This window comes from Kitasatospora sp. NPDC018058 (genome assembly GCF_044327205.1).
GTDB lineage: Bacteria > Actinomycetota > Actinomycetes > Streptomycetales > Streptomycetaceae > Kitasatospora.
In genome coordinates this window covers 172,566-193,176 of record NZ_JBIRFA010000011.1, presented here as the reverse complement: position 1 = coordinate 193,176, position 20,611 = coordinate 172,566, and the positions used below count along the sequence as shown (strand labels likewise).

Annotated in this window: 29 protein-coding genes; all 29 read left to right on the top strand. The window is 67.7% G+C overall.

Annotated features, from left to right (window positions below; all coding sequences use genetic code 11):
- Positions 1-18: 18 nt before the first annotated feature.
- Positions 19-2,088, top strand: a complete 2,070-nt coding sequence (locus ACH4E7_RS18130) for a hypothetical protein (RefSeq protein WP_396250018.1) — start codon at positions 19-21, stop codon at positions 2,086-2,088.
- Positions 2,089-2,211: 123 nt separating this feature from the next.
- Positions 2,212-3,534 carry a hypothetical protein gene (locus ACH4E7_RS18125; RefSeq protein WP_396250017.1) on the top strand — a complete coding sequence of 441 codons (1,323 nt, stop codon included), beginning with the start codon at positions 2,212-2,214 and terminating at the stop codon, positions 3,532-3,534.
- Positions 3,535-3,635: 101 nt separating this feature from the next.
- On the top strand, positions 3,636-4,325 hold the full coding sequence (locus ACH4E7_RS18120) for a glycosyltransferase family 2 protein (RefSeq protein ID WP_396250016.1): 690 nt from the start codon (positions 3,636-3,638) through the stop codon (positions 4,323-4,325).
- Complete coding sequence (locus ACH4E7_RS18115) at positions 4,322-4,699, top strand: DUF2304 domain-containing protein (RefSeq protein WP_396250015.1); 378 nt, start codon at positions 4,322-4,324, stop codon at positions 4,697-4,699. Before ACH4E7_RS18120 ends, ACH4E7_RS18115 begins: the two co-directional genes overlap by 4 nt.
- Before the next feature lie 447 nt (positions 4,700-5,146).
- Positions 5,147-6,040: a glycosyltransferase family 2 protein gene (locus ACH4E7_RS18110; RefSeq protein WP_396250014.1), complete on the top strand. Its 894-nt coding sequence runs from the start codon at positions 5,147-5,149 to the stop codon at positions 6,038-6,040.
- A 144-nt stretch (positions 6,041-6,184) separates the two neighbouring features.
- The gene (locus ACH4E7_RS18105) at positions 6,185-8,005 is read left to right on the top strand and encodes a hypothetical protein (protein WP_396250013.1); all 1,821 of its coding nucleotides are present in this window, start codon (positions 6,185-6,187) and stop codon (positions 8,003-8,005) included.
- A gap of 416 nt (positions 8,006-8,421) precedes the next feature.
- Positions 8,422-8,730: a 30S ribosomal protein S10 gene (gene rpsJ, locus ACH4E7_RS18100; protein ID WP_012785157.1), complete on the top strand. Its 309-nt coding sequence runs from the start codon at positions 8,422-8,424 to the stop codon at positions 8,728-8,730.
- Positions 8,731-8,744: 14 nt separating this feature from the next.
- Positions 8,745-9,392, top strand: a complete 648-nt coding sequence (gene rplC, locus ACH4E7_RS18095; protein WP_393025368.1) for a 50S ribosomal protein L3 — start codon at positions 8,745-8,747, stop codon at positions 9,390-9,392.
- 4 nt (positions 9,393-9,396) lie between these two features.
- Entirely contained in the window at positions 9,397-10,074 is a 678-nt protein-coding gene (rplD, locus tag ACH4E7_RS18090) for a 50S ribosomal protein L4 (protein ID WP_396250012.1), read from the top strand.
- Positions 10,074-10,391 (top strand): 50S ribosomal protein L23, encoded by a 318-nt coding sequence (gene rplW, locus ACH4E7_RS18085; protein ID WP_030280768.1) that lies wholly within the window; start codon positions 10,074-10,076, stop codon positions 10,389-10,391. Before rplD ends, rplW begins: the two co-directional genes overlap by 1 nt.
- A 43-nt stretch (positions 10,392-10,434) precedes the next feature.
- On the top strand, positions 10,435-11,271 hold the full coding sequence (gene rplB / locus ACH4E7_RS18080) for a 50S ribosomal protein L2 (protein ID WP_380608260.1): 837 nt from the start codon (positions 10,435-10,437) through the stop codon (positions 11,269-11,271).
- Positions 11,272-11,282: 11 nt separating this feature from the next.
- Entirely contained in the window at positions 11,283-11,564 is a 282-nt protein-coding gene (rpsS, locus tag ACH4E7_RS18075; RefSeq protein WP_363380942.1) for a 30S ribosomal protein S19, read from the top strand.
- Positions 11,565-11,619: 55 nt separating this feature from the next.
- Positions 11,620-11,967, top strand: coding sequence for a 50S ribosomal protein L22 (rplV, locus tag ACH4E7_RS18070; RefSeq protein ID WP_396250011.1), 348 nt, complete (start codon positions 11,620-11,622; stop codon positions 11,965-11,967).
- The gene (rpsC, locus tag ACH4E7_RS18065; protein WP_030055823.1) at positions 11,967-12,791 is read left to right on the top strand and encodes a 30S ribosomal protein S3; all 825 of its coding nucleotides are present in this window, start codon (positions 11,967-11,969) and stop codon (positions 12,789-12,791) included. The genes rplV and rpsC overlap by 1 nt, the downstream gene beginning before the upstream one ends.
- A gap of 5 nt (positions 12,792-12,796) precedes the next feature.
- A complete protein-coding gene (gene rplP / locus ACH4E7_RS18060) occupies positions 12,797-13,216 on the top strand; it encodes a 50S ribosomal protein L16 (RefSeq protein WP_030055824.1) in 420 nt (139 codons plus the stop codon).
- The gene (rpmC, locus tag ACH4E7_RS18055) at positions 13,216-13,440 is read left to right on the top strand and encodes a 50S ribosomal protein L29 (protein ID WP_049649042.1); all 225 of its coding nucleotides are present in this window, start codon (positions 13,216-13,218) and stop codon (positions 13,438-13,440) included. Before rplP ends, rpmC begins: the two co-directional genes overlap by 1 nt.
- Positions 13,440-13,712, top strand: coding sequence for a 30S ribosomal protein S17 (gene rpsQ / locus ACH4E7_RS18050; RefSeq protein ID WP_030055826.1), 273 nt, complete (start codon positions 13,440-13,442; stop codon positions 13,710-13,712). Before rpmC ends, rpsQ begins: the two co-directional genes overlap by 1 nt.
- A gap of 102 nt (positions 13,713-13,814) precedes the next feature.
- On the top strand, positions 13,815-14,186 hold the full coding sequence (gene rplN, locus ACH4E7_RS18045) for a 50S ribosomal protein L14 (protein WP_030055827.1): 372 nt from the start codon (positions 13,815-13,817) through the stop codon (positions 14,184-14,186).
- Between the two features lie 15 nt (positions 14,187-14,201).
- Entirely contained in the window at positions 14,202-14,513 is a 312-nt protein-coding gene (rplX, locus tag ACH4E7_RS18040; RefSeq protein WP_030232484.1) for a 50S ribosomal protein L24, read from the top strand.
- A complete protein-coding gene (gene rplE / locus ACH4E7_RS18035) occupies positions 14,513-15,082 on the top strand; it encodes a 50S ribosomal protein L5 (protein ID WP_030300393.1) in 570 nt (189 codons plus the stop codon). Before rplX ends, rplE begins: the two co-directional genes overlap by 1 nt.
- A 4-nt stretch (positions 15,083-15,086) precedes the next feature.
- On the top strand, positions 15,087-15,272 hold the full coding sequence (locus tag ACH4E7_RS18030; protein ID WP_030055830.1) for a type Z 30S ribosomal protein S14: 186 nt from the start codon (positions 15,087-15,089) through the stop codon (positions 15,270-15,272).
- 269 nt (positions 15,273-15,541) lie between these two features.
- Positions 15,542-15,949 carry a 30S ribosomal protein S8 gene (gene rpsH / locus ACH4E7_RS18025; RefSeq protein ID WP_188301635.1) on the top strand — a complete coding sequence of 136 codons (408 nt, stop codon included), beginning with the start codon at positions 15,542-15,544 and terminating at the stop codon, positions 15,947-15,949.
- A 22-nt stretch (positions 15,950-15,971) separates the two neighbouring features.
- Positions 15,972-16,511 carry a 50S ribosomal protein L6 gene (gene rplF, locus ACH4E7_RS18020; RefSeq protein WP_396250010.1) on the top strand — a complete coding sequence of 180 codons (540 nt, stop codon included), beginning with the start codon at positions 15,972-15,974 and terminating at the stop codon, positions 16,509-16,511.
- Positions 16,512-16,514: 3 nt separating this feature from the next.
- Complete coding sequence (rplR, locus tag ACH4E7_RS18015) at positions 16,515-16,898, top strand: 50S ribosomal protein L18 (protein WP_030280785.1); 384 nt, start codon at positions 16,515-16,517, stop codon at positions 16,896-16,898.
- A 48-nt stretch (positions 16,899-16,946) separates the two neighbouring features.
- Positions 16,947-17,570, top strand: coding sequence for a 30S ribosomal protein S5 (gene rpsE, locus ACH4E7_RS18010; RefSeq protein ID WP_030055834.1), 624 nt, complete (start codon positions 16,947-16,949; stop codon positions 17,568-17,570).
- Entirely contained in the window at positions 17,570-17,752 is a 183-nt protein-coding gene (gene rpmD, locus ACH4E7_RS18005) for a 50S ribosomal protein L30 (RefSeq protein WP_030055835.1), read from the top strand. Before rpsE ends, rpmD begins: the two co-directional genes overlap by 1 nt.
- Positions 17,753-17,754: 2 nt before the next feature.
- A complete protein-coding gene (rplO, locus tag ACH4E7_RS18000) occupies positions 17,755-18,207 on the top strand; it encodes a 50S ribosomal protein L15 (protein WP_396250009.1) in 453 nt (150 codons plus the stop codon).
- Between the two features lie 325 nt (positions 18,208-18,532).
- Positions 18,533-19,843, top strand: coding sequence for a preprotein translocase subunit SecY (gene secY / locus ACH4E7_RS17995; protein WP_396250008.1), 1,311 nt, complete (start codon positions 18,533-18,535; stop codon positions 19,841-19,843).
- Positions 19,843-20,496 carry an adenylate kinase gene (locus ACH4E7_RS17990; RefSeq protein WP_355669656.1) on the top strand — a complete coding sequence of 218 codons (654 nt, stop codon included), beginning with the start codon at positions 19,843-19,845 and terminating at the stop codon, positions 20,494-20,496. The genes secY and ACH4E7_RS17990 overlap by 1 nt, the downstream gene beginning before the upstream one ends.
- The last annotated feature ends 115 nt before the right edge of the window (positions 20,497-20,611 follow it).

The window sequence follows — 20,611 nt, the reverse complement described above, 5'->3', positions numbered from 1 at the left end:
CCGGAGGGGCACGGCACCGTGTCGACCGTACACAGCTCGCCCGACAGCGGGATCCAGCGTCCGACCGCGCCGCCGGGGCCGCTGCCCCCGCCCACCGACGGTAGACGGCCTCGGCGCAACCCGCTCGTCCTGGCCGGCGGGCTCGCCCTGTCCTGGCTGGTGCCAGCCGGTCTGGTCGCGCTGCACCTGGGTGTCGTGCTGCTGCCGCTGCTGCTGCTCGCGATAGCCGCCGTGATCCGGGTCGGCGGTGTGCTGCTCGACCGGCTCTTCGTCGCCGCGCTGATCCTGGCCGGCTCGGTGCTGACCTTTGGCCTGGTCTTCTCGCTCTGGCCCTGGGGCCTGTCGCCGACGGCCACCACCGGTGTGATGTTCAGCGTGCTGACCACGGTCGCCTGGGCCGCCCGGCGCACCCTCCGGCTGCCGCTACGCTTCCGCTGGTCCGACCTGCTGGTGCTGGGCACCTTCGCCGGGATCTGGCACTACCTGTTCCACCCCGTCTCCGGCGCGTCGGCAGCCGAGCGGGTCGCCTACCTCGCCACGGCGGAGGACCGGCTCTCGCACTTCTCCTTCTTCTCCGGCATCCAGGGTGTCGGCGGCTTCGACTTCCTCCACCCGGAAGCCGCCAGGGCCTACCTGATCCCGCCGTCCGAGGTGACCTACCCGCAGGGCTCGCACTTCCTGCTGGCCTGGACCGACACGCTGGTCCACTCCGCCGCCGACCCGGGCGACATGCTCCAGACCATGAACCGGTACCTCCTGTACCTGCTGGTGGCGTACGCGCTGTTCTGCACCGCGCTGGTCTGGGCGGCCCGGTGGATCGGCGGGCCGCGGCTGCGCGGCTGGCGTGCGACGGCGGTCTGCGCGACCGTCGGCGCGATCATGTTCGCCAGCAACTACCTGGACCTGCTGGTCCACGGCTTCGACTCGACCTTCATCGGCCTGCTGCTGATCGCGCTCGCGCTCGCGGTGCTGATCCGGCCGGCGATGGGCCGCACCGAGTTCCTGTTGGCCGCTTCCGCCGGGCTGATCACCGTCACCTACACGTACAACATCTACGGCGCGTTCGTCGGTGTGGCGCTGCTGGGCGCGCTGGTGGTGCACCGACGCAGGTTCGCCGGGCGCTGGTGGTGGGCCCTCGGCGTGCTGGCGTGCGTGCTGGGCGTGGCCGCGCTGCCGAGCGTCCTCTCGGTGCTGGGCAACCTGGACGTGGCCAGCGCCTCGAACATGAACGGCCCCAGTGTCGGCGCGGACCGCTCGATCCTGATCGGCGGCGGGCTGCTCGGCCTGCTGGCGGCGGCCATGCCGCGCAACCGACGTACGGCCACCGGCCAGGCGCACCTGACGGTGCTGCTCGGCACCGGCGGCCTCCTCAGTGCCTTCGCCGCCTACCAGCTGCACACCATCGGCAAGTACTCGTACTACTTCCACAAGATGACGGCCGTGGGCGTCGTGGTCGCCCTGATCTCGATCGGCGCGGTCGGGGCCGTCCTGCAGACGCCGCACCGGGGGACCGCCGACGCGTTGACCCGGCGCCTGGGCGAGCTGGCGCTCTCCGGGCTGACCGTCGCCGCCGCACTGAGCCTCTTCGCCAACGCGCAGTGGGGCTTCCTGGCCACCAAGGACGCCCCGTCCGCCTGGTCCAACAACCCGCTGGTGGCCTGGGGCCGCAGCGAGTTCGAGAGCGACATGGGCCCCAAGGGCATGGCGGCGCTGACGGTCCTGCGCGGTGACGGACCGGTGATCGCGCTGGTCTCCAACGACAACTACAAGAACCTCAAGGCCACCTGGCTCGCCTCGCTGATGAACCGGCGCGGCGGCGACATGAAGGCGCTGTACGACATCCACTGGGTGGACATCGGCGGTCCGCAGGTGAAGGAGGAGGACTACCAGCGGTCGTTCGGCCGGCTCAAGGGCGCCATCGAGCTGCTCCCCGCTCCCCACAAGACCCCGACCATCCTGACCGCCGACCGTTCCGTGGGCGAGCGGATCAAGCGGGACCTGGCCAAGCACGGTCTGACGGTCAATGTGGTGAGCGATCAGGGGCTCCTGTGGACCCAACCGTGGGGCCGCACCTTCCCCGGGGTCTGACGTGAGCTCGGTGCGCACTGAGCATTCACGGCCACCCGCTACTATTCACAGCAATCGCACGGCCTGGCCGGCCTCGTGCGGAGACGTGTGGCACGGCCGGCCGGTGAATTCGGTGGTCATGTGATGAAGAACCCGATCGCCAAGCTGCTTGGGGTGCTTCCCCCGGGGGCGCGGCTCGTGGTCGGTGGCACGGTTGTGCTCGGGGCCTCGGCATACGTCTACATGGCGCTCGTGGGCTACAGCCTGGGCACCGCCGGCGCGGCCAGGGTGACGATGCTCTGGACCATCGTGATGTCCGTGGGGTGGGGGCTCTTCCAGCCCGTCGAGCTGGAGCTGACCCGGCTGGTGGCCGCCCGCAAGGTGGCCGGGCACGGAGCGCTACCCGCGGTACGGCGGATGCTGCTGCTCGCCATGGCGATCCTGGTCGCGGTCTGCGCGGTGCTGGCCGCCGCCGCCGGCCCGATCGCCGACCTGCTGTTCAGCGGCGACAAGTCACTGGTGCTGGCCCTGGCCGGCGGCTTGGCCGGCCTCGCGGTGAGTTCGGTCGCCCGCGGCGCGTTGGCCGGCCTCGGGCTGTTCGGCCCGTACGGCAGCCAGCTGGCCGTCGACGGCGGGCTGCGCATCGGCCTGGCCGCGCTGGCGGCGGTGGTCGGACTGCACTCGGCGCTGGCCTTCGGCCTGATCCTGTTCGTCTCCCCGCTGGCCGCCTCGCTGATCGGCCTGCGCGACACACTCGCCGACCGCGCCCCCGGGCCGGAGGTGTCCTGGAAGCAGCTCACCGGCGGCCTCGGCCTGCTGATCGCCTCGGTGATGCTCAGCCAGCTGGTGGTCAACGCGACCGTGGTCTGCGTACGCCTGCTCGCGCCGAAGCACTCCGAGGCCTCCGACGCGCTGGTCTTCGCGGTCGGTCAGGCCGTGGTGATGGCCCGGGCTCCGCTGTTCGCCTACAGCGCCCTGCAGGCCTCGATGGTCTCCGCGCTCTCCGGCGCCGCCGCGGCCGGCGACCACACCGAGTTCCGCAAGGTGCTGACCCGCACCACCGCGATCGTCGCCGCGATGTGCATCGGCGGCGGCCTGCCGGTGATCGTGCTCGGCTCCAAGCTCAACCCCCTGCTGTTCAACGCCAAGGACGTGCTCGGGCCGCTGGACTTCGTCTGGCTGGTGTTCGGAACGCTCTGCTACGTCCTGGCGACGGTCTTCGGCCAGGCGCTGATGTCGAGCGCCCAGCACCGCCGTCAGTTGGTGGGCTGGACCGCCGGTTCCGTAGCATTGGTGGCTGTCGCGCTCACTCCGGGCAACGTCGGTCTCCGGGCAGAACTCGCGTACCTGGCGGGCTCACTGGTCAGTGCCGTCCTGATGCTGTGGTCGCTGTACCGTGCGTTCCCCTCCCGTCCCGCCGCAGCGCCGGCCGACCGGTCCGCAGCAGAGCCGCTGCGGACCTCCTGAGGGGCGGGGACCGCACTGTGATCGGCCGACGCCCATGATCACCACCGATAGACAGACCCGAGGCACGGGGCGCCGTGCCGTTCGCCAAGCATGGAGCACCTGTGTCCGAGTATGACAACGTCTGGCTGGTGATCCCGGCCTACAACGAAGGCCAGGTGATCGCCGAGGTCGTGGAGGGGGCACGTAAGACCTTCCCGAACATCGTGGTGGTCGACGACGGCTGCACCGACGACACCGCCAAGCACGTCATGTCGACCGGCGCGCACCTGGTGCGGCACCCGGTCAACCTGGGGCAGGGTGCCGCGCTCCAGACCGGTCTGAGGTACGCGCTGGAGCAGGAGGGCGCGGAGTACTTCGCCACGTTCGACGCGGACGGCCAGCACCAGACCGCGGACGTGGAGAAGATGGTGGCGCTGCTGCGCCAGGGCGAGGCCGACATCGTGCTCGGCTCCCGCTTCATCGAGCAGACCGGCCAGGTGCCCTGGATCAAGCGGGTGGTGCTCCGCACCGCCGCCGCGGTCAGCCCGACCGCCCGCAAGCTCAAGCTCACCGACGCGCACAACGGTCTGCGCGTGATGAACCGCGAGGCCGCCAGCCGGATCAAGATCACCATGAACGGCATGGCGCACGCTTCGGAGATCGTTTCCTTCCTCGCCGGCTCGGACCTCCGGGTCGCCGAGGTTCCGGTGGACATCCTGTACACCGACTACTCGCGCGCCAAGGGCCAGTCCCTGATCAACGGCGTGAACATCCTCTTCGACATCTCGCTGCGGGAGCGTAACCGCCGATGAATCACCTCTGGATCCAGCTGATCCTGGTCGTGGCCGCGGTGGCCATGGCCCTCCTGTTCGTCCGGCGCTGGGACGCCGCTAACACCCGGGCGTGGAAGCGCATCGCCTTCGCGCTCTTCGTGATCGCCAACGTCGTCGCCATCCTGTGGCCGAGCGGCGTGACCAAGCTGGCCACCGCGCTCGGCGTCGGCCGCGGTACGGACCTGGTGCTCTACCTGATGGTGATCGCCATGGGCTTCCTGACCCTCAACACCTACCTGCGCTTCCGCTCGCTGGAGAAGAAGCTCACCGACCTGGCCCGCACCGTGGCCATCACCGAGGGCGTCCGCCACAACAACGACCGCCTGGACGCCCCGGTCGGTTCCGACCACTGATCCCGAGCGGTCACAACGGCGAAGTACCAACGGCTGAGGGCCGGCACCCCTGACGGGGGCCGGCCCTCAGCCGTTGGCGGTGGGGGCTCAGCCCTCGCACCGATGCATTCCGGAAGCCCCTTCGGAGCCCGGCAGTCCGGGAGCCGGCGTGACGCACCGATATCGTGGAGGCCCGGACCCGGTTCACTCCGGTACTGGATATTCGAATCAGAGAAAATCCGGACATCGCCAGCTCCAATTCATTGCCGCGATGCCCGGCGGACTTGTTTTCGCCGGCCGGCTTTTCCGATCGGTGACGTATGCGAACGCCGGTGCGCGCCGTCGGGCCCCGGGGCGGACAACCCGGCCGACGCAGTCGTTCGAAAAAGCTGGTTGACTTGGCTCGCCCGGCGGCCGCGGCCGGGCGGCACCGAAGCGTGATCCAGGACCAGGAGGTGCGGCGCCGTCATGAGCGTCGATTTCGTCATCCCGTACTACGGCGACCCGGAGTACCTGTTCGCCACCATCGACAGCATCCGGGCTCAGCACCAGCAGGACTGGCGGCTGACCGTCGTGGATGACCAGTACCCGGGCTTCCGCGCGCTGCAGTACATCGAGAGCCTGAACGACGAGCGGATCCGCTACATCCGCAACGAGGAGCGGCTCGGCCCCAACGGCAACACCTACAAGGCGTCCACCCTGGCCGAGCGCGAGTTCGTCTCGATGATGGGCGCCGACGACCTGCTGGAGCCGGACTACCTGGACGTCGTCCTGGAGCGCATGAAGGCCGACCCGAACGCGATCGCGGTCCAGCCGGGCGTGAAGGTGATGGACAGTGACGGGAACCTGGTGCCCTCGCTCGGCATCGGCGACAAGGTCAAGCGCCGGATCGCCGCCCCGGCCCGCAAGGCCGGCGTCATCAGCGGCGAGGACGCGGTGAAGAGCCTGCTGTCCGGCAACTGGCTGTACACTCCGTCGCTCCTCTACCGGCAGTCCGCGTTGTCGAAGATCCCGTACCGCCCGGACATCGACGCCGTCCACGACCTGGCCTTCATGGTCGACATGCTGATGGAGGGCGGCAACCTGCTGGTCGACGAGCGCGAGGTGTTCCGCTACCGCCGCCACCAGGCCAGCGACTCCTCGACCCGGGTGAAGGACGGCAAGCGCTTCGACGAGGAGCTGAGCTACTACGGGCTGATCGCCAAGGAGCTGCGCGCCAAGGGCTGGAACGCGGCGGCCCGCTCGGCCGACCTGCACCTCTCGTCCCGCCTGCACGCCCTGATGGTCGCCGCCGGACGCCTCGGCGCGGGTGACTTCGCCCACGCCGGAGCCATGGTCGGCCGCGCCGTCCGCAGTAGCTGACCAGGTACGCAGCGATACCGACGGGCCCTGCCCGGAGCCTCGGCTACGGGCAGGGGTCCTATCATGTCCGCTGACCCCGATCGCCGACCCACCACGCCACTCCATGCCACTCGTCGGACGTGGCCACGCACGGAAGTGACTGACATGACTGATCTGGCCACCAGCCCGGTCGGCGGCTCCGAGACGGAGTCCCGACAACCGGAGGGCGCGGTCTCGGCCCGCCTCGGGCGGACGGACGGCCTGCTGGTGCGACCCTGGGCGCTCCGTTCGGCCGAGGCGCTGGTCTCGGTCGTGGCGGCGTTCGTCTTCACGCTGCTCTGCATGCGCATCAACGTCAACCCGCTCAACCGGGTCGGCCAGGTCAGCGGTCTGGCCATGGTGCAGAAGTACGCCGCCGTGGTCGGCCTGCCCGTCCTGGCGGTGCTGCTGTACGCCGCCTACCGGGGCAGCCTGGCCCGCTACCAGGTGGTCCAGCGGCTGGTCTGCGCGGCCGTCGCCGGCCTGGCCACCGGTGCGGTCGCCGGTGGCATCGCGGTGGCGTTGCACGGCACCGACTGGGGCCTCGGCGGCCAGGAGGGCGACCCGGGCAATCTCATCGGCATGGCCAACGACATGCTGCGCGGCCAGGGCCTGCCCGGCGTCTACCCGCCCGGCTTCCCGGCCGTGCTGGCGGTCTGGTCGAAGCTGTTCTACGGCGGCATCGGCGGCGTCGGCTACGCCATGAAGGACGTCCAGCTGATCTGCAGCGCGCTGGTGGGCCCGATGGCCTACCTGTCCTGGCGCCTGCTGCTTCGCCCGTTCTGGGCGCTGCTGATCGCCGTCCCGTCCGCGATCCTCTTCCTGGACCCGATCCGGCCGTACAGCCACGTCACCATGCTGGTCATGGTGCCGATGCTGGCCGGAGCCCTGCGCGAGTTGCGCCGAGCGCACGAGCTGACCACGCGCTCCACCGTGCTGCGCGGGATCGGCTTCGGCGCCTCCTTCGGCGTGATGTTCCTCTGGTACTCGGGCTGGTTCGTCTGGGCCGCGCCGGGCGTCTTTGTCCTGACCCTGTTCCTCGTTCCGTGGCGCCGGGGCGCCGCCCGGGTCAAGCGCGCGCTGCTGTTCCTGGCCGCCACGCTGGTCAGCGCCGGCGTGGTCGGCTCGCCGCTGCTGTACGAGCTGGTGAAGGGGGGCGCCCAGGCCACGGACCGGTACGCCTACCTCTCGGTGTACATCGACCCGGCGTACATCATGAGCTGGGCCTCGGACCGCAACGGCGACCTGACGTACCACAACTTCCCCTGGCGTGGTGAGCTCGCCGGGCAGAGCGCCTACACCCTGATGCTGCTGGCCGGCGTCGCGCTGGCGCTCGGCCTCGGGCTGCGCAGCGTCCTCGTGCGGACCACCGCGGCGACCCTGATCAGCGCCTGGCTGCTGCGCTTCTACTTCGCCTCGCACCTGGCCAAGGACAAGGCCGTCATGCTGTACCCGCGCACCACCTGGATCATCCTGTACGCGCTGATGATCCTCGCGGTGCTCGGTCTGATGTTCATGGTCCAGCGGGGTGCCGGCTGGCTGCGGACGGTGCAGCGCGTCGGCGTCGACGGCAAGCCGGCGGCGATGACCCTGCGCCCGGCGGTCACCGGCCGCCTGGTGGCGGGCGCGGTCTGCGCGATGGCGCTGTTCGCCACCATGTCGGCCTCCTGGTCGGTGGACCGCTACATGCCGACCACCAAGCCGGAGTTCGTCCCGACCGCCAACGCCAAGGGCGTGGACATGGGCGCGGACGCCTGGCGCGCACACATCCTGGTGAACCGCAACGGCAAGTGCCCCAAGTACGACCCGGCCGGTCCCACCGACTGCGCCCCGGTGAACAAGGGCCTGCACGAGTACAACAACGAGCCCGACAAGGGTCGGCTGTGGTGCGCCAACGTGACCGGCGAGGAGTGGTCGCTGGTCTGCGGTTCGAAGCGTCCCTGGTGACGCGGGTCCGCGGCGGTCGCCGCGGCTGACCGTCACCCCGTCGGGGCCGGTGAGGGACACCTCACCGGCCCCGATTGGCATCCGGGCTGCTCCATGTGGCAGTATGTCCAAGTTGCTCGGTTGAGTGCCGATGCTGCGCGCCTCCCGCCGGGAGGACCGGAAGCGAGTCCCATGTACTCGTCGTTCCCGTGATGGCCGTCAAGCGTGAGTTCTACGCCACGGCAGCTGCGGGGCGGACGTACGGGAATCTTCCGGGAAGCGTATGCGGGGCCTCGGCCCGGCTCCCCCCTCTCCTGAAAGTTCGAAGCCGACGAGTTCTTCGCCGGTTTTTTGCAAGCGCGAGTGCGACACGCCCGAGCGCGGGGGTCGGAGGGGAAGTCGTGCGGCAACTAAGGACAAAGGACTACTGAGTAGCCATGGCGGGACAGAAGATCCGCATCCGGCTCAAGGCCTACGACCACGAGGTCATCGACTCCTCGGCGAAGAAGATCGTCGAGACGGTGATCCGTACTGGTGCGCAGGTCGCGGGCCCGGTGCCGCTGCCCACTGAGAAGAACGTGTACTGCGTCATCCGCTCGCCGCACAAGTACAAGGACTCGCGCGAGCACTTCGAGATGCGTACTCACAAGCGTCTGATCGACATCCTCGACCCCACGCCGAAGACGGTTGACTCGCTGATGCGTCTCGACCTGCCGGCGGGCGTCGACATCGAGATCAAGCTCTGAGAGGCGCACCGAAGATGGCTAAGCAGATTAAGGGCATCCTGGGCGAGAAGCTCGGCATGACCCAGGTCTGGGACGAGAACAACCGGATCGTTCCGGTGACCGTCGTCAAGGCTGGGCCCAATGTCGTGACCCAGGTCCACACCGCCGACAGCCCGGCCGGCTACGACGCCGTCCAGATCGGCTTCGGCGAGATCGACCCCCGCAAGGTGAACAAGCCCCTCGCGGGCCACTTCGCCAAGGCCGGTGTCACCCCGCGTCGCCACCTGGTCGAGCTCCGTACCTCGGACGCTTCCGAGTACACCCTGGGCCAGGAGATCACCGCCGAGCTGTTCGAGGCGGGTGTCAAGGTCGACGTGACCGGCACCTCCAAGGGCAAGGGCTTCGCCGGTGTCATGAAGCGCCACAACTTCCGGGGCCTCGGCGCCGGTCACGGTGTGCAGCGCAAGCACCGCTCGCCCGGCTCGATCGGTGGCTGCGCCACCCCGGGTCGCGTGTTCAAGGGCGTGAGGATGGCCGGCCGGATGGGCCACGAGCGTGTGACCACCCAGAACCTGACCGTCCATGCCGTTGACGCGGAGAAGGGGCTGCTCCTGATCAAGGGCGCAATCCCGGGCCCGAACGGCGGCCTCGTCCTCGTCCGCACCGCGGCGAAGGGGCTGTGAGGATATGAGCACCATTGACATCCTGTCGCCCGCGGGCGACAAGACCGGCAGCCTTGAGCTGCCGGCGGAGATCTTCGACGCGAAGGTCAGCGTTCCGCTGATGCACCAGGTCGTCGTGGCGCAGCTCGCTGCGGCCCGTCAGGGCACCCACAAGACCAAGACTCGTGCCGAGGTCCGCGGTGGCGGCAAGAAGCCGTACCGCCAGAAGGGCACCGGCCGCGCCCGTCAGGGCTCGACCCGTGCGCCGCAGTTCGCCGGCGGTGGCGTCGTGCACGGTCCCGTGCCGCGCGACTACTCGCAGCGGACCCCGAAGAAGATGATCGCCGCCGCCCTGCGCGGTGCGCTCACCGACCGGGCCCGCCACAACCGCATCCACGTCGTCACCGACGTGACCGCGACCGAGGCGCCGTCGACCAAGGCCGCCAAGGGCCTGTTCGGCAAGATCACCGAGCGCAAGAACATCCTCCTCGTCGTCGAGCGTGCCGACGAGCTGGGTCTGAAGAGCGCCCGCAACCTGCCGCACGTGCACATCCTGGACGCCGGTCAGCTGAACACCTACGACGTGCTCGTCTCCGACGATGTGGTCTTCACCCAGGCCGCCTTCGAGCGTTTCGTGGCCGGTCCGGCCGCGTCCGCCAAGGCCGTTGCCGCTGAGGGCGAGCTCGAAGGGAGCGCCGCCTGATGAGCGACGTTACGAGCAAGACGTTCACGGACCCCCGTGACGTCCTGGTGAAGCCGGTCATCTCCGAGAAGAGCTACAGCCTTCTCGACGAGAACAAGTACACGTTCATCGTGTCGCCGGGCGCCAACAAGACCCAGATCAAGCAGGCCGTCGAGGCGGTCTTCTCGGTCAAGGTCGAGGCTGTCAACACGATCAACCGTCAGGGCAAGCGCAAGCGCTCCAAGACGGGCTTTGGCAAGCGCAAGGACACCAAGCGCGCCATCGTGACGCTGGCCGAGGGCAACCGCATCGACATCTTCGGTGGTCCGGTCTCCTAACGGAGATCGTGATCGTCGATAAGGACGAGGACGAGAGAGCCAAATGGGCATCCGCAAGTACAAGCCGACTACGCCGGGCCGTCGTGGCTCCAGCGTGGCCGACTTCGTAGAGATCACGCGGTCCACGCCGGAGAAGTCGCTGGTTCGCCCCCTGCACAGCAAGGGCGGCCGTAACAACGCCGGTCGGATCACCGTTCGCCACCAGGGTGGCGGTCACAAGCGCGCCTACCGCGTGATCGACTTCCGTCGTCACGACAAGGACGGCGTGCCGGCCAAGGTCGCGCACATCGAGTACGACCCGAACCGCACCGCGCGCATCGCGCTCCTGCACTACGCGGACGGCGAGAAGCGCTACATCATCGCGCCGCGCGGCATCACGCAGGGTGACCGGATTGAGAACGGCGCTGGCGCCGACATCAAGCCGGGCAACAACCTGCCGCTCCGCAACATCCCGGTCGGTACCACCATCCACGCGGTGGAGCTGCGTCCCGGTGGCGGTGCCAAGATGGCCCGCTCCGCCGGTTCCGGCATCCAGCTGCTGGCGCGTGAGGGCAAGATGGCGCACCTGCGCATGCCCTCCGGCGAGATCCGCCTGGTGGACGCGCGTTGCCGCGCCACCGTCGGCGAGGTCGGCAACGCCGAGCAGTCGAACATCAACTGGGGCAAGGCCGGCCGCATGCGCTGGAAGGGCGTCCGCCCGACCGTGCGTGGTGTCGCCATGAACCCGATCGACCACCCGCACGGTGGTGGTGAGGGTAAGACCTCTGGTGGCCGCCACCCGGTCTCGCCGTGGGGCCAGAAGGAGGGTCGCACCCGTCGCCCGAAGAAGGCGTCGGACGCTCTCATCGTGCGCCGCCGCAAGACCAACAAGAAGCGCTAGGAGCAGGTCAGATGCCGCGCAGTCTCAAGAAGGGCCCCTTCATCGACGGCCACCTTCTCAAGAAGGTGGACGCGCAGAACGAGGCGGGTACCCAGAACGTCATCAAGACCTGGTCCCGTCGCTCCGTGATCTTCCCGGCCATGCTCGGCCACACGATCGCGGTGCACGATGGCCGTAAGCACGTCCCGGTGTTCGTCACCGAGTCGATGGTCGGCCACAAGCTCGGCGAGTTCGCTCCGACCCGCACCTTCCGTGGCCACGTGAAGGAAGACCGGAAGTCGAAGCGTCGCTAAGCCTGAGCTTGCGCGCCAAAAAGACTCAATGACTTACTCCATTAAGGGGACAACCATGGAAGCCAGGGCACAGGCGCGGTACATCCGCGTGACGCCCATGAAGGCCCGCCGCGTGGTGGACCTCATCCGTGGCATGAATGCCACGGAGGCCCAGGCCGTCCTGCGTTTCGCTCCGCAGGCCGCCACCGTGCCGGTCGGCAAGGTGCTCGACAGCGCCATTGCCAACGCCGCGCACAACTACAACCACTCCAACGTGGACGACCTCGTCATCAGCGAGGCGTACGTTGACGAGGGTCCGACCCTGAAGCGGTTCCGTCCGCGTGCGCAGGGTCGTGCCTACCGGATCCGCAAGCGGACCAGCCACATCACCGTGGTCGTCAGCAGCAAGGAAGGGACCCGGTAATGGGCCAGAAGGTTAACCCGCACGGGTTCCGCCTCGGCATCAGCACGGACTTCAAGTCCCGCTGGTACGCCGACAAGCTGTACAAGGACTACGTCAAGGAAGACGTTGCCATTCGTCGCATGATGACGAAGGGCATGGAGCGCGCCGGTATCTCCAAGGTCGAGATCGAGCGCACCCGCGACCGCGTCCGCGTCGACATCCACACCGCCCGTCCCGGCATCGTCATCGGGCGTCGCGGTACCGAGGCCGACCGCATCCGCGGCGACCTCGAGAAGCTGACCGGCAAGCAGGTCCAGCTGAACATCCTCGAGGTCAAGAACCCCGAGCTGGACGCCCAGCTCGTGGCTCAGGGCGTCGCGGAGCAGCTGTCCTCGCGCGTCTCCTTCCGTCGTGCCATGCGCAAGTCGATGCAGGGCACCATGAAGTCCGGCGCCAAGGGCATCAAGGTCCAGTGCTCCGGTCGTCTCGGCGGCGCCGAGATGAGCCGTTCGGAGTTCTACCGCGAGGGCCGTGTGCCGCTGCACACCCTGCGCGCGAACGTCGACTACGGCTTCTTCGAGGCCAAGACCACCTTCGGCCGTATCGGCGTGAAGGTCTGGATCTACAAGGGCGACGTCAAGAACATCGCCGAGGTCCGCGCTGAGAACGCCGCTGCCCGCTCGGGCAACCGCCCGGCCCGTCCCGAGGGTGGTCGTCCCGCCCGCGGTGGCGAGCGCCGTGGTGGCGAGCGCGGTGGCCGCGGCCGTCGCCCCGCCGCTGCCGAGGCCCCCGCGGCCCCGGTCGCCGAGGCTCCGGCTGCCGAGAACACCGGAACGGAGGCCTGACCCCAATGCTGATCCCCCGTCGGGTCAAGCACCGCAAGCAGCACCACCCGAAGCGCCGTGGCGCTGCCAAGGGTGGCACCGAGCTCGCGTTCGGCGAGTACGGCATCCAGGCCGTCACCCCGGCCTACGTGACGAACCGGCAGATCGAGTCCGCTCGTATCGCCGTCACCCGTCACATCAAGCGTGGCGGCAAGGTCTGGATCAACATCTACCCGGACCGTCCGCTCACCAAGAAGCCGGCCGAGACCCGCATGGGTTCCGGTAAGGGTTCGCCCGAGTGGTGGATCGCGAACGTGCACCCGGGTCGGGTCATGTTCGAGCTGTCGTACCCCAACGAGAAGGTGGCTCGTGAGGCGCTGACCCGCGCAGCTCACAAGCTCCCGATGAAGTGCCGGATCATCCGGCGCGAGGCAGGTGAGAGCTGATGTCGGCCGGCACCAAGGCTGCTGACCTCCGCGAGCTGGACAACGAGGGTCTCGTTGCCAAGCTCCGTGAGGCCAAGGAGGAGCTGTTCAACCTCCGCTTCCAGGCGGCGACCGGGCAGCTCGACAACCACGGACGGCTCAAGCTCGTCCGTAAGGACATCGCGCGGATCTACACCCTGATGCGCGAGCGCGAGCTGGGCATCGAGACGGTGGAGAGCGCCTGATGACTGAGAACACCAACGAGACGCGCGGCTTCCGCAAGACCCGTGAGGGTCTCGTCGTCAGCGACAAGATGGACAAGACCGTCGTCGTCGCCGTCGAGGACCGCGTCAAGCACGCTCTGTACGGCAAGGTCATCCGCCGTACGAACAAGCTGAAGGCGCACGACGAGGCGAACGCCTGCGGCATCGGCGACCGGGTGCTCCTCGCGGAGACCCGTCCGCTGTCCGCGACGAAGCGCTGGCGCGTCGTCGAGATCCTCGAGAAGGCCAAGTAACGAAGTTGATGCGGTACGGCCGTATGTGCATCAGGCCCCTTGCGGGCGCTGGTGTGAGCAGCGGCCGGCCCGTCAGCTCTCGTTGACGATCAGGAGAAAGCTGTGATCCAGCAGGAGTCGCGACTGCGTGTCGCCGACAACACGGGCGCGAAGGAAATCCTTTGCATCCGCGTTCTCGGTGGCTCCGGTCGCCGCTACGCCGGTATCGGGGACGTCATCGTCGCGACCGTCAAGGACGCGATCCCCGGCGGTTCGGTGAAGAAGGGTGACGTCGTCAAGTGCGTCGTCGTCCGTACCGTGAAGTCGCGTCGTCGTCCGGATGGCTCGTACATCCGCTTCGACGAGAACGCCGCGGTTGTTCTGAAGAACACCGAGGGTGACCCCCGCGGTACCCGCATCTTCGGCCCGGTGGGCCGCGAGCTGCGTGACAAGAAGTTCATGAAGATCATCTCGCTTGCGCCGGAGGTGCTCTAACTCATGGCGAACAGCATGAAGATCAAGAAGGGTGACCTGGTTCAGGTCATCACCGGCAAGGACAAGGGCAAGCAGGGCAAGGTCATCCAGGCCATGCCGGCTGAGAACAAGGTCCTGGTCGAGGGTGTGAACCGGGTCAAGAAGCACACCAAGCCGGGCCCGGGCACTCAGGGTGGCATTGTCACCGTCGAGGCCCCGGTGCACGTCTCCAACGTCCAGCTGGTCGTGGAGAAGGACGGCAAGAAGGTCGTCACCCGCGTTGGCTACCGCTTCGACGACGAGGGCAACAAGATCCGCGTTGCCAAGCGAACCGGTGAGGACATCTGATGTCTGAGACGTCTGTTGAGAAGGTGACCCCCCGCCTCAAGGAGCGTTACAACTCCGAGATCAAGGGTCAGCTGCAGGAGCAGTTCTCGTACGAGAACGTCATGCTGACGCCCGGCCTGGTCAAGGTCGTCGTCAACATGGGTGTCGGCGAGGCCGCCCGTGACAGCAAGCTGATTGAGGGCGCGATCCGCGACCTGACCGCGATCACCGGTCAGAAGCCGGCCGTGACCAAGGCCCGCAAGTCCATCGCGCAGTTCAAGCTGCGCGAGGGCCAGCCGATCGGCACCCACGTCACCCTCCGCGGTGACCGCATGTGGGAGTTCCTGGACCGTCTGGTCTCGCTGGCCCTGCCGCGAATCCGTGACTTCCGTGGTCTCTCCCCGAAGCAGTTCGACGGCCGTGGCAACTACACCTTCGGTCTGACCGAGCAGGTTATGTTCCACGAGATCGACCAGGACAAGGTCGACCGTCAGCGCGGTATGGACATCACCGTCGTGACCACCGCTCAGACCGACGACGAGGGCCGGGCGCTCCTGCGCGCTCTGGGCTTCCCGTTCAAGGAGGCGTGAGCCAATGGCGAAGAAGTCCCTCATCGCGAAGTCCGAGCGCAAGCCGAAGTTCGGCGTCCGGGCCTACACCCGGTGCCAGCGCTGCGGCCGTCCGCACTCGGTGTACCGCAAGTTCGGCCTCTGCCGTGTCTGCCTCCGTGAGATGGCGCACCGCGGCGAGCTGCCGGGCGTGACCAAGAGCTCCTGGTAATCCAGAGCTTTAGGCACCGCTAGCGAAGCAGAGGTGCCCGATCCCACACCGCCCATTTTTGGGCTGCCGTACGGATTCCCGTAAGGTAGTGGGGTCGGGCCCCCTGCCACGGCTTCCCCATGGATGCCCGTGGTCCTCTTCTGGGAGGGCTCGCACCCAGTCTTACTACGACGTAGGTCCCCTGCGCTTGTGCCCCCGACGCACTCGTTCCGAGTGCGGTGGGGGGACCTGGTGCGGAGAAACCGCGGCGAGAGAGGCCTGAGGCCATCATGACCATGACCGACCCCATCGCAGACATGCTCACGCGTCTGCGTAACGCGAACTCGGCGTACCACGACACCGTGGCGATGCCGGCCAGCAAGATCAAGGCGCACGTCGCCCAGATCCTGCAGCAGGAGGGGTACATCTCCTCCTACAAGGTTGAGGAGCCGACCGAGGGCGAGGTCGGCAAGAAGCTGACCATCGAGCTCAAGTTCGGTCCCAACCGTGAGCGCTCCATCGCCGGCATCAAGCGCATCAGCAAGCCGGGTCTGCGCGTTTACGCAAAGTCCACCAACCTGCCGAAGGTGCTCGGCGGCCTGGGCGTGGCGATCATCTCCACGTCCTCCGGTCTCCTCACCGACAAGCAGGCTGCCAAGAAGGGCGTAGGCGGAGAAGTTCTCGCCTACGTCTGGTAATTCGGGAAACGGAGGTACAGCAATGTCGCGCATTGGACGGCTGCCCATCCCGGTTCCCGCCGGCGTGGACGTCACCATCGATGGCCAGGCGGTCTCGGTGAAGGGCCCGAAGGGCACCCTCACCCACGTCGTCGCCGCGCCGATCGAGATCGGTAAGGGCGAGGACGGCACGCTGCTCGTCACCCGCCCCAACGACGAGCGTCTGTCGAAGGCCCTGCACGGCCTTTCCCGCACGCTGGTGGCGAACATGATCACCGGCGTGACCGCGGGCTACCGCAAGTCGCTGGAGATCAGCGGTGTCGGCTACCGAGTTCTGGCGAAGGGCTCCGACATGGAGTTCCAGCTGGGCTACAGCCACCCGATCCTGGTCGAGGCCCCCGAGGGCATCTCCTTCGTCGTCGAGTCGGCCACCAAGTTCCACGTGGACGGCATCGACAAGCAGAAGGTCGGCGAGGTCGCCGCGAAGATCCGCAAGCTGCGCAAGCCCGACCCGTACAAGGCCAAGGGCGTCAAGTACGCGGGCGAGGTCATCCGCCGCAAGGTCGGAAAGAGTGGTAAGTAAGCGATGAGCGTCTCTGTCAAGATCGGCAAGGGCAACGCCTACAAGAGCGCCGCTCGCAAGCGCCGCGCGATCCGCGTTCGCAAGCGCGTCGTCGGCACCGAGGTGCGTCCGCGCCTCGTCGTGACGCGCTCGAACCGTCACATGGTCGCCCAGGTCATCGACGACGCCAAGGGTCACACCCTGGCGTCGGCGTCCACCCTCGACGTGTCCATCAAGGGCGCCGAGGGCGACAAGACCGAGCTGGCCAAGAAGGTCGGGAGCCTGGTCGCCGAGCGCGCCAAGGCCGCCGGCATCGAGTCGGTCGTCTTCGACCGCGCGGGCAACCGGTACGCCGGCCGCATCGCCGCCCTGGCGGACGCGGCTCGCGAGGCCGGGCTCGACTTCTAAGCCGCTCGTCGACTCTGTCGGCGGACGTAAACGAGAGAGGTAATTCCAATGGCTGGACCCCAGCGCCGCGGTAGCGGCGCCGGCGGTGGCACCGGCGGTGGCGAGCGGCGCGACCGTAAGCGTGACGACCGGGGTAACGCCCCCGCCGTCGAGAAGACCGCTTACGTCGAGCGCGTCGTCGCGATCAACCGTGTCGCCAAGGTTGTCAAGGGTGGTCGTCGTTTCAGCTTCACCGCGCTGGTCGTGGTGGGCGACGGTGACGGCACCGTGGGTGTCGGTTACGGGAAGGCGAAGGAGGTTCCGGCCGCCATCGCCAAGGGTGTTGAGGAGGCCAAGAAGAACTTCTTCAAGGTCCCCCGTATCCAGGGCACCATCCCGCACCCGATCCAGGGTGAGAAGGCCGCCGGCGTCGTGCTGCTGAAGCCCGCCGCCCCCGGTACCGGTGTTATCGCCGGTGGTCCGGTGCGCGCCGTCCTGGAGTGCGCCGGCATTCACGACATCCTGTCGAAGTCGCTCGGCTCGGACAACGCGATCAACATCGTGCACGCCACCGTGGCTGCTCTGAAGGGCCTCGTGCGCCCCGAGGAGATCGCCGCCCGTCGTGGCCTGCCGCTGGAGGACGTGGCCCCCGCCGCTCTGCTGCGGGCGCGTGCTGCAGGGGTGAGCGCCTGATGGCTCGCCTGAAGATCACGCAGACCAAGTCGTACATCGGTAGCAAGCAGAACCACCGTGACACCCTGCGTTCGCTTGGCCTCAAGCGCATGCACGACGTCGTGGTGAAGGAGGACCGTCCCGAGATCCGCGGGATGGCCCACACGGTCCGTCACCTGGTGACGGTTGAGGAGGTGGACTGATCATGGGCGACAACCCGATCAAGATCCACAACCTGCGTCCCGCCCCGGGTGCCAAGACCGACAAGATCCGCGTGGGTCGTGGTGAGGGCTCCAAGGGTAAGACCGCCGGTCGTGGTACCAAGGGCACCAAGGCCCGCTACCAGGTTCCGCAGCGCTTCGAGGGTGGCCAGATGCCGCTCCACATGCGTCTGCCGAAGCTGAAGGGCTTCAAGAACCCGTTCAAGATCACGTTCCAGGTTGTCAACCTCGACAAGCTGGCCGAGCTCTACCCGCAGGGTGGCGAGGTCACCGTCGAGGACCTGATCGCCAAGGGCGCGGTTCGCAAGAACTCCCTCGTCAAGGTGCTCGGCACCGGCGAGATCTCGGTCGCCCTGCAGGTGACGGTCGACGCCGTCTCCGGCTCGGCCGCCGAGAAGATCAAGGCCGCCGGCGGTACGGTCACCGAGCTCGTCTGAGCCCGCTGACACCCGGCTTCGAGCCCCGCACTTCCTCCGGGAGGTGCGGGGCTCGCGCCTTTTCGGGCCATTCCCGTATTCGACGTTCCGACTCGCGGGGGCCCTCGTTCTTTTGTGTGGCAAAACCGGGCATCCCGTACCCCGTGAGTGGGGGAGGGGCCGTATGCGCTTCTTCCGAGTGGCTGCGCACTGTTAGAGTCCGTGGAGTTCCCTTGTAGGCTGCGCGTAGGCTCGCCTGTGCCGTCTGTACGGGAGCCCGAACCGCAAACTCCCCATTCAGGACCGACCCTCCCGCCGACGACGCGCGGGAGGCGCAGGAGGCACCGTGCTCAGTGCGTTCGCGCGGGCGTTCCAGACGCCCGACCTGCGCAAGAAGCTGCTGTTCACGCTGGGCATCATGGTGCTGTTCCGGCTGGGCTCGCACATTCCGATCCCGGGCGTGAGCTTCACGGCCGTGCACGAGTGTGTGAAGGAGACCAAGAACAACGGCCTCTTCGGGCTCGTCAACCTGTTCAGCGGTGGCGCGCTCCTCCAGCTGACGATCTTCGCCCTCGGCATCATGCCGTACATCACGGCGAGCATCATCCTCCAGCTCCTCACCGTCGTGATCCCGCGACTGGAGAGCCTCAAGAAGGAGGGACAGGCCGGCCAGGCGAAGATCACCCAGTACACCCGCTACCTGACCATCGCGCTCGCCGTGCTCCAGGGCACCGGCATCGTGGCGACGGCCTCCAGCGGCGCGCTGTTCTCGGGTTGCCCGCTGGCCAACCAGATCGTGCCGGACACCTCGGTGTTCCGGATCGCCGTCATGGTCATCACGATGACCGCCGGCACCACCGTCATCATGTGGCTGGGCGAGCTGATCACCGACCGCGGTATCGGCAACGGCATGTCGCTGCTGATCTTCACCTCGATCGCGGCGCAGTTCCCGACCTCGATGTGGGCGATCAAGCAGTCCGGCACCATCGGCGGCGGCTGGGTCGAGTTCCTGTCCGTGATCGCGGTCGGCGTCATCGTTGTGATGCTGGTCATCTTCGTCGAGCAGGCCCAGCGCCGGATCCCGGTCCAGTACGCGAAGCGGATGATCGGCCGCCGGGCGTTCGGCGGCACCTCGACCTACATCCCGCTCAAGGTGAACCAGGCCGGTGTCATCCCGGTCATCTTCGCCTCGTCGCTGCTGTACATCCCCGCTCTGGTCGTCCAGCTGACCAACAGCCAGGCCGGCTGGGCGGTGTGGATCAAGCAGAACTTCGTCAAGGGTGACCACCCGATCTACATGGCCACCTACTTCCTGCTGATCGTTTTCTTCGCCTTCTTCTACGTCGCCATCTCCTTCAACCCCGAAGAAGTTGCCGACAATATGAAGAAGTATGGTGGCTTCATCCCGGGCATCCGGGCCGGCCGGCCGACGGCCGAGTACCTGAACTACGTGCTGACCCGAATCACGTGGCCGGGTTCGCTCTACCTGGGCCTGATCGCGTTGATCCCGATGATCGCCCTGGTCGCCTTCGGACAGCAGACCAACTTCCCGTTCGGCGGCACCAGCGTTCTCATCGTCGTCGGCGTCGGACTCGAAACTGTGAAGCAGATCGAGAGCCAGCTCCAGCAGCGCAATTACGAAGGGTTCCTCCGCTGATGCGTATCGTCCTCGTTGGTCCTCCCGGGGCCGGGAAGGGTACTCAGGCGCACTTGCTCGCCGCGACCCTGTCCATCCCCCACATCTCCACCGGCAACCTGTTCCGTACGAACATCAGCCAGGGCACCCCGCTGGGGCTCGAGGCGAAGTCGTACATCGACAGCGGCCGTCTGGTCCCGGACGAGGTGACCATCGGGATGGCCAAGGACCGGATGCTCCAGGAGGACGCCGCGAACGGCTTCCTGCTGGACGGCTTCCCGCGCAACCTGGGCCAGGCCGAGGCGCTGGACGAGTTCCTCGCCGAGCAGGGCATCAAGCTGGACGGTGTGCTGGACCTGGAGGTCCCCGAGGACGAGGTCGTCAAGCGGATCGCCGGCCGTCGTCTGTGCCGCAAGCACGACACCCACGTCTTCCACGTGGTCTACAACCCGCCGAAGGTCGAGGGCGTCTGCGACGAGTGCGGCGGCGACCTCTACCAGCGCTCGGACGACACCGAGGAGGCCGTGCGGGTCCGGCTGGAGGAGTACCACTCCAAGACCGAGCCGATCATCGGCTACTACAAGGAGCAGGACCTCCTGGTGACCATCCCGGCCCTCGGCAAGGTGGACGAGGTCACCCAGCGCGCGATCGAGGCGCTGAAGCAGAACGGCTGAGTCCCCTCAGCGGAGTACGCGTGTACGGCCGGGGCGCCCGTGGAGCGGGCGGCCCGGCCGTTTCGGCGTCGTACGGTGGTAGGCAGTGGTAATCCGGACTTGGAAGGCGTGACCT

Excerpts from the sequence above, each read along its gene's own strand:
- rplW (WP_030280768.1), top strand. The coding sequence starts at position 10,074 with ATGAGCGACGTTACGAGCAAGACGTTCACGGACCCCCGTGACGTCCTG.
- rplF (WP_396250010.1), top strand. The coding sequence starts at position 15,972 with ATGTCGCGCATTGGACGGCTGCCCATCCCGGTTCCCGCCGGCGTGGAC.
- ACH4E7_RS18110 (WP_396250014.1), top strand. The coding sequence starts at position 5,147 with ATGAGCGTCGATTTCGTCATCCCGTACTACGGCGACCCGGAGTACCTG.
- rpsS (WP_363380942.1), top strand. The coding sequence starts at position 11,283 with ATGCCGCGCAGTCTCAAGAAGGGCCCCTTCATCGACGGCCACCTTCTC.
- rpsE (WP_030055834.1), top strand. The coding sequence starts at position 16,947 with ATGGCTGGACCCCAGCGCCGCGGTAGCGGCGCCGGCGGTGGCACCGGC.
- rpsH (WP_188301635.1), top strand. The coding sequence starts at position 15,542 with ATGACCATGACCGACCCCATCGCAGACATGCTCACGCGTCTGCGTAAC.
- rplR (WP_030280785.1), top strand. The coding sequence starts at position 16,515 with ATGAGCGTCTCTGTCAAGATCGGCAAGGGCAACGCCTACAAGAGCGCC.
- rpmD (WP_030055835.1), top strand. The coding sequence starts at position 17,570 with ATGGCTCGCCTGAAGATCACGCAGACCAAGTCGTACATCGGTAGCAAG.
- ACH4E7_RS18105 (WP_396250013.1), top strand. The coding sequence starts at position 6,185 with ATGACTGATCTGGCCACCAGCCCGGTCGGCGGCTCCGAGACGGAGTCC.
- rpmC (WP_049649042.1), top strand. The coding sequence starts at position 13,216 with ATGTCGGCCGGCACCAAGGCTGCTGACCTCCGCGAGCTGGACAACGAG.
- rplX (WP_030232484.1), top strand. The coding sequence starts at position 14,202 with ATGAAGATCAAGAAGGGTGACCTGGTTCAGGTCATCACCGGCAAGGAC.
- ACH4E7_RS18125 (WP_396250017.1), top strand. The coding sequence starts at position 2,212 with ATGAAGAACCCGATCGCCAAGCTGCTTGGGGTGCTTCCCCCGGGGGCG.
- rplV (WP_396250011.1), top strand. The coding sequence starts at position 11,620 with ATGGAAGCCAGGGCACAGGCGCGGTACATCCGCGTGACGCCCATGAAG.
- ACH4E7_RS18030 (WP_030055830.1), top strand. The coding sequence starts at position 15,087 with ATGGCGAAGAAGTCCCTCATCGCGAAGTCCGAGCGCAAGCCGAAGTTC.
- rplC (WP_393025368.1), top strand. The coding sequence starts at position 8,745 with ATGGCTAAGCAGATTAAGGGCATCCTGGGCGAGAAGCTCGGCATGACC.
- ACH4E7_RS18115 (WP_396250015.1), top strand. The coding sequence starts at position 4,322 with ATGAATCACCTCTGGATCCAGCTGATCCTGGTCGTGGCCGCGGTGGCC.
- rplE (WP_030300393.1), top strand. The coding sequence starts at position 14,513 with ATGTCTGAGACGTCTGTTGAGAAGGTGACCCCCCGCCTCAAGGAGCGT.
- ACH4E7_RS17990 (WP_355669656.1), top strand. The coding sequence starts at position 19,843 with ATGCGTATCGTCCTCGTTGGTCCTCCCGGGGCCGGGAAGGGTACTCAG.
- rplB (WP_380608260.1), top strand. The coding sequence starts at position 10,435 with ATGGGCATCCGCAAGTACAAGCCGACTACGCCGGGCCGTCGTGGCTCC.
- rplD (WP_396250012.1), top strand. The coding sequence starts at position 9,397 with ATGAGCACCATTGACATCCTGTCGCCCGCGGGCGACAAGACCGGCAGC.
- rpsC (WP_030055823.1), top strand. The coding sequence starts at position 11,967 with ATGGGCCAGAAGGTTAACCCGCACGGGTTCCGCCTCGGCATCAGCACG.
- rpsJ (WP_012785157.1), top strand. The coding sequence starts at position 8,422 with ATGGCGGGACAGAAGATCCGCATCCGGCTCAAGGCCTACGACCACGAG.
- rplP (WP_030055824.1), top strand. The coding sequence starts at position 12,797 with ATGCTGATCCCCCGTCGGGTCAAGCACCGCAAGCAGCACCACCCGAAG.
- rpsQ (WP_030055826.1), top strand. The coding sequence starts at position 13,440 with ATGACTGAGAACACCAACGAGACGCGCGGCTTCCGCAAGACCCGTGAG.
- rplO (WP_396250009.1), top strand. The coding sequence starts at position 17,755 with ATGGGCGACAACCCGATCAAGATCCACAACCTGCGTCCCGCCCCGGGT.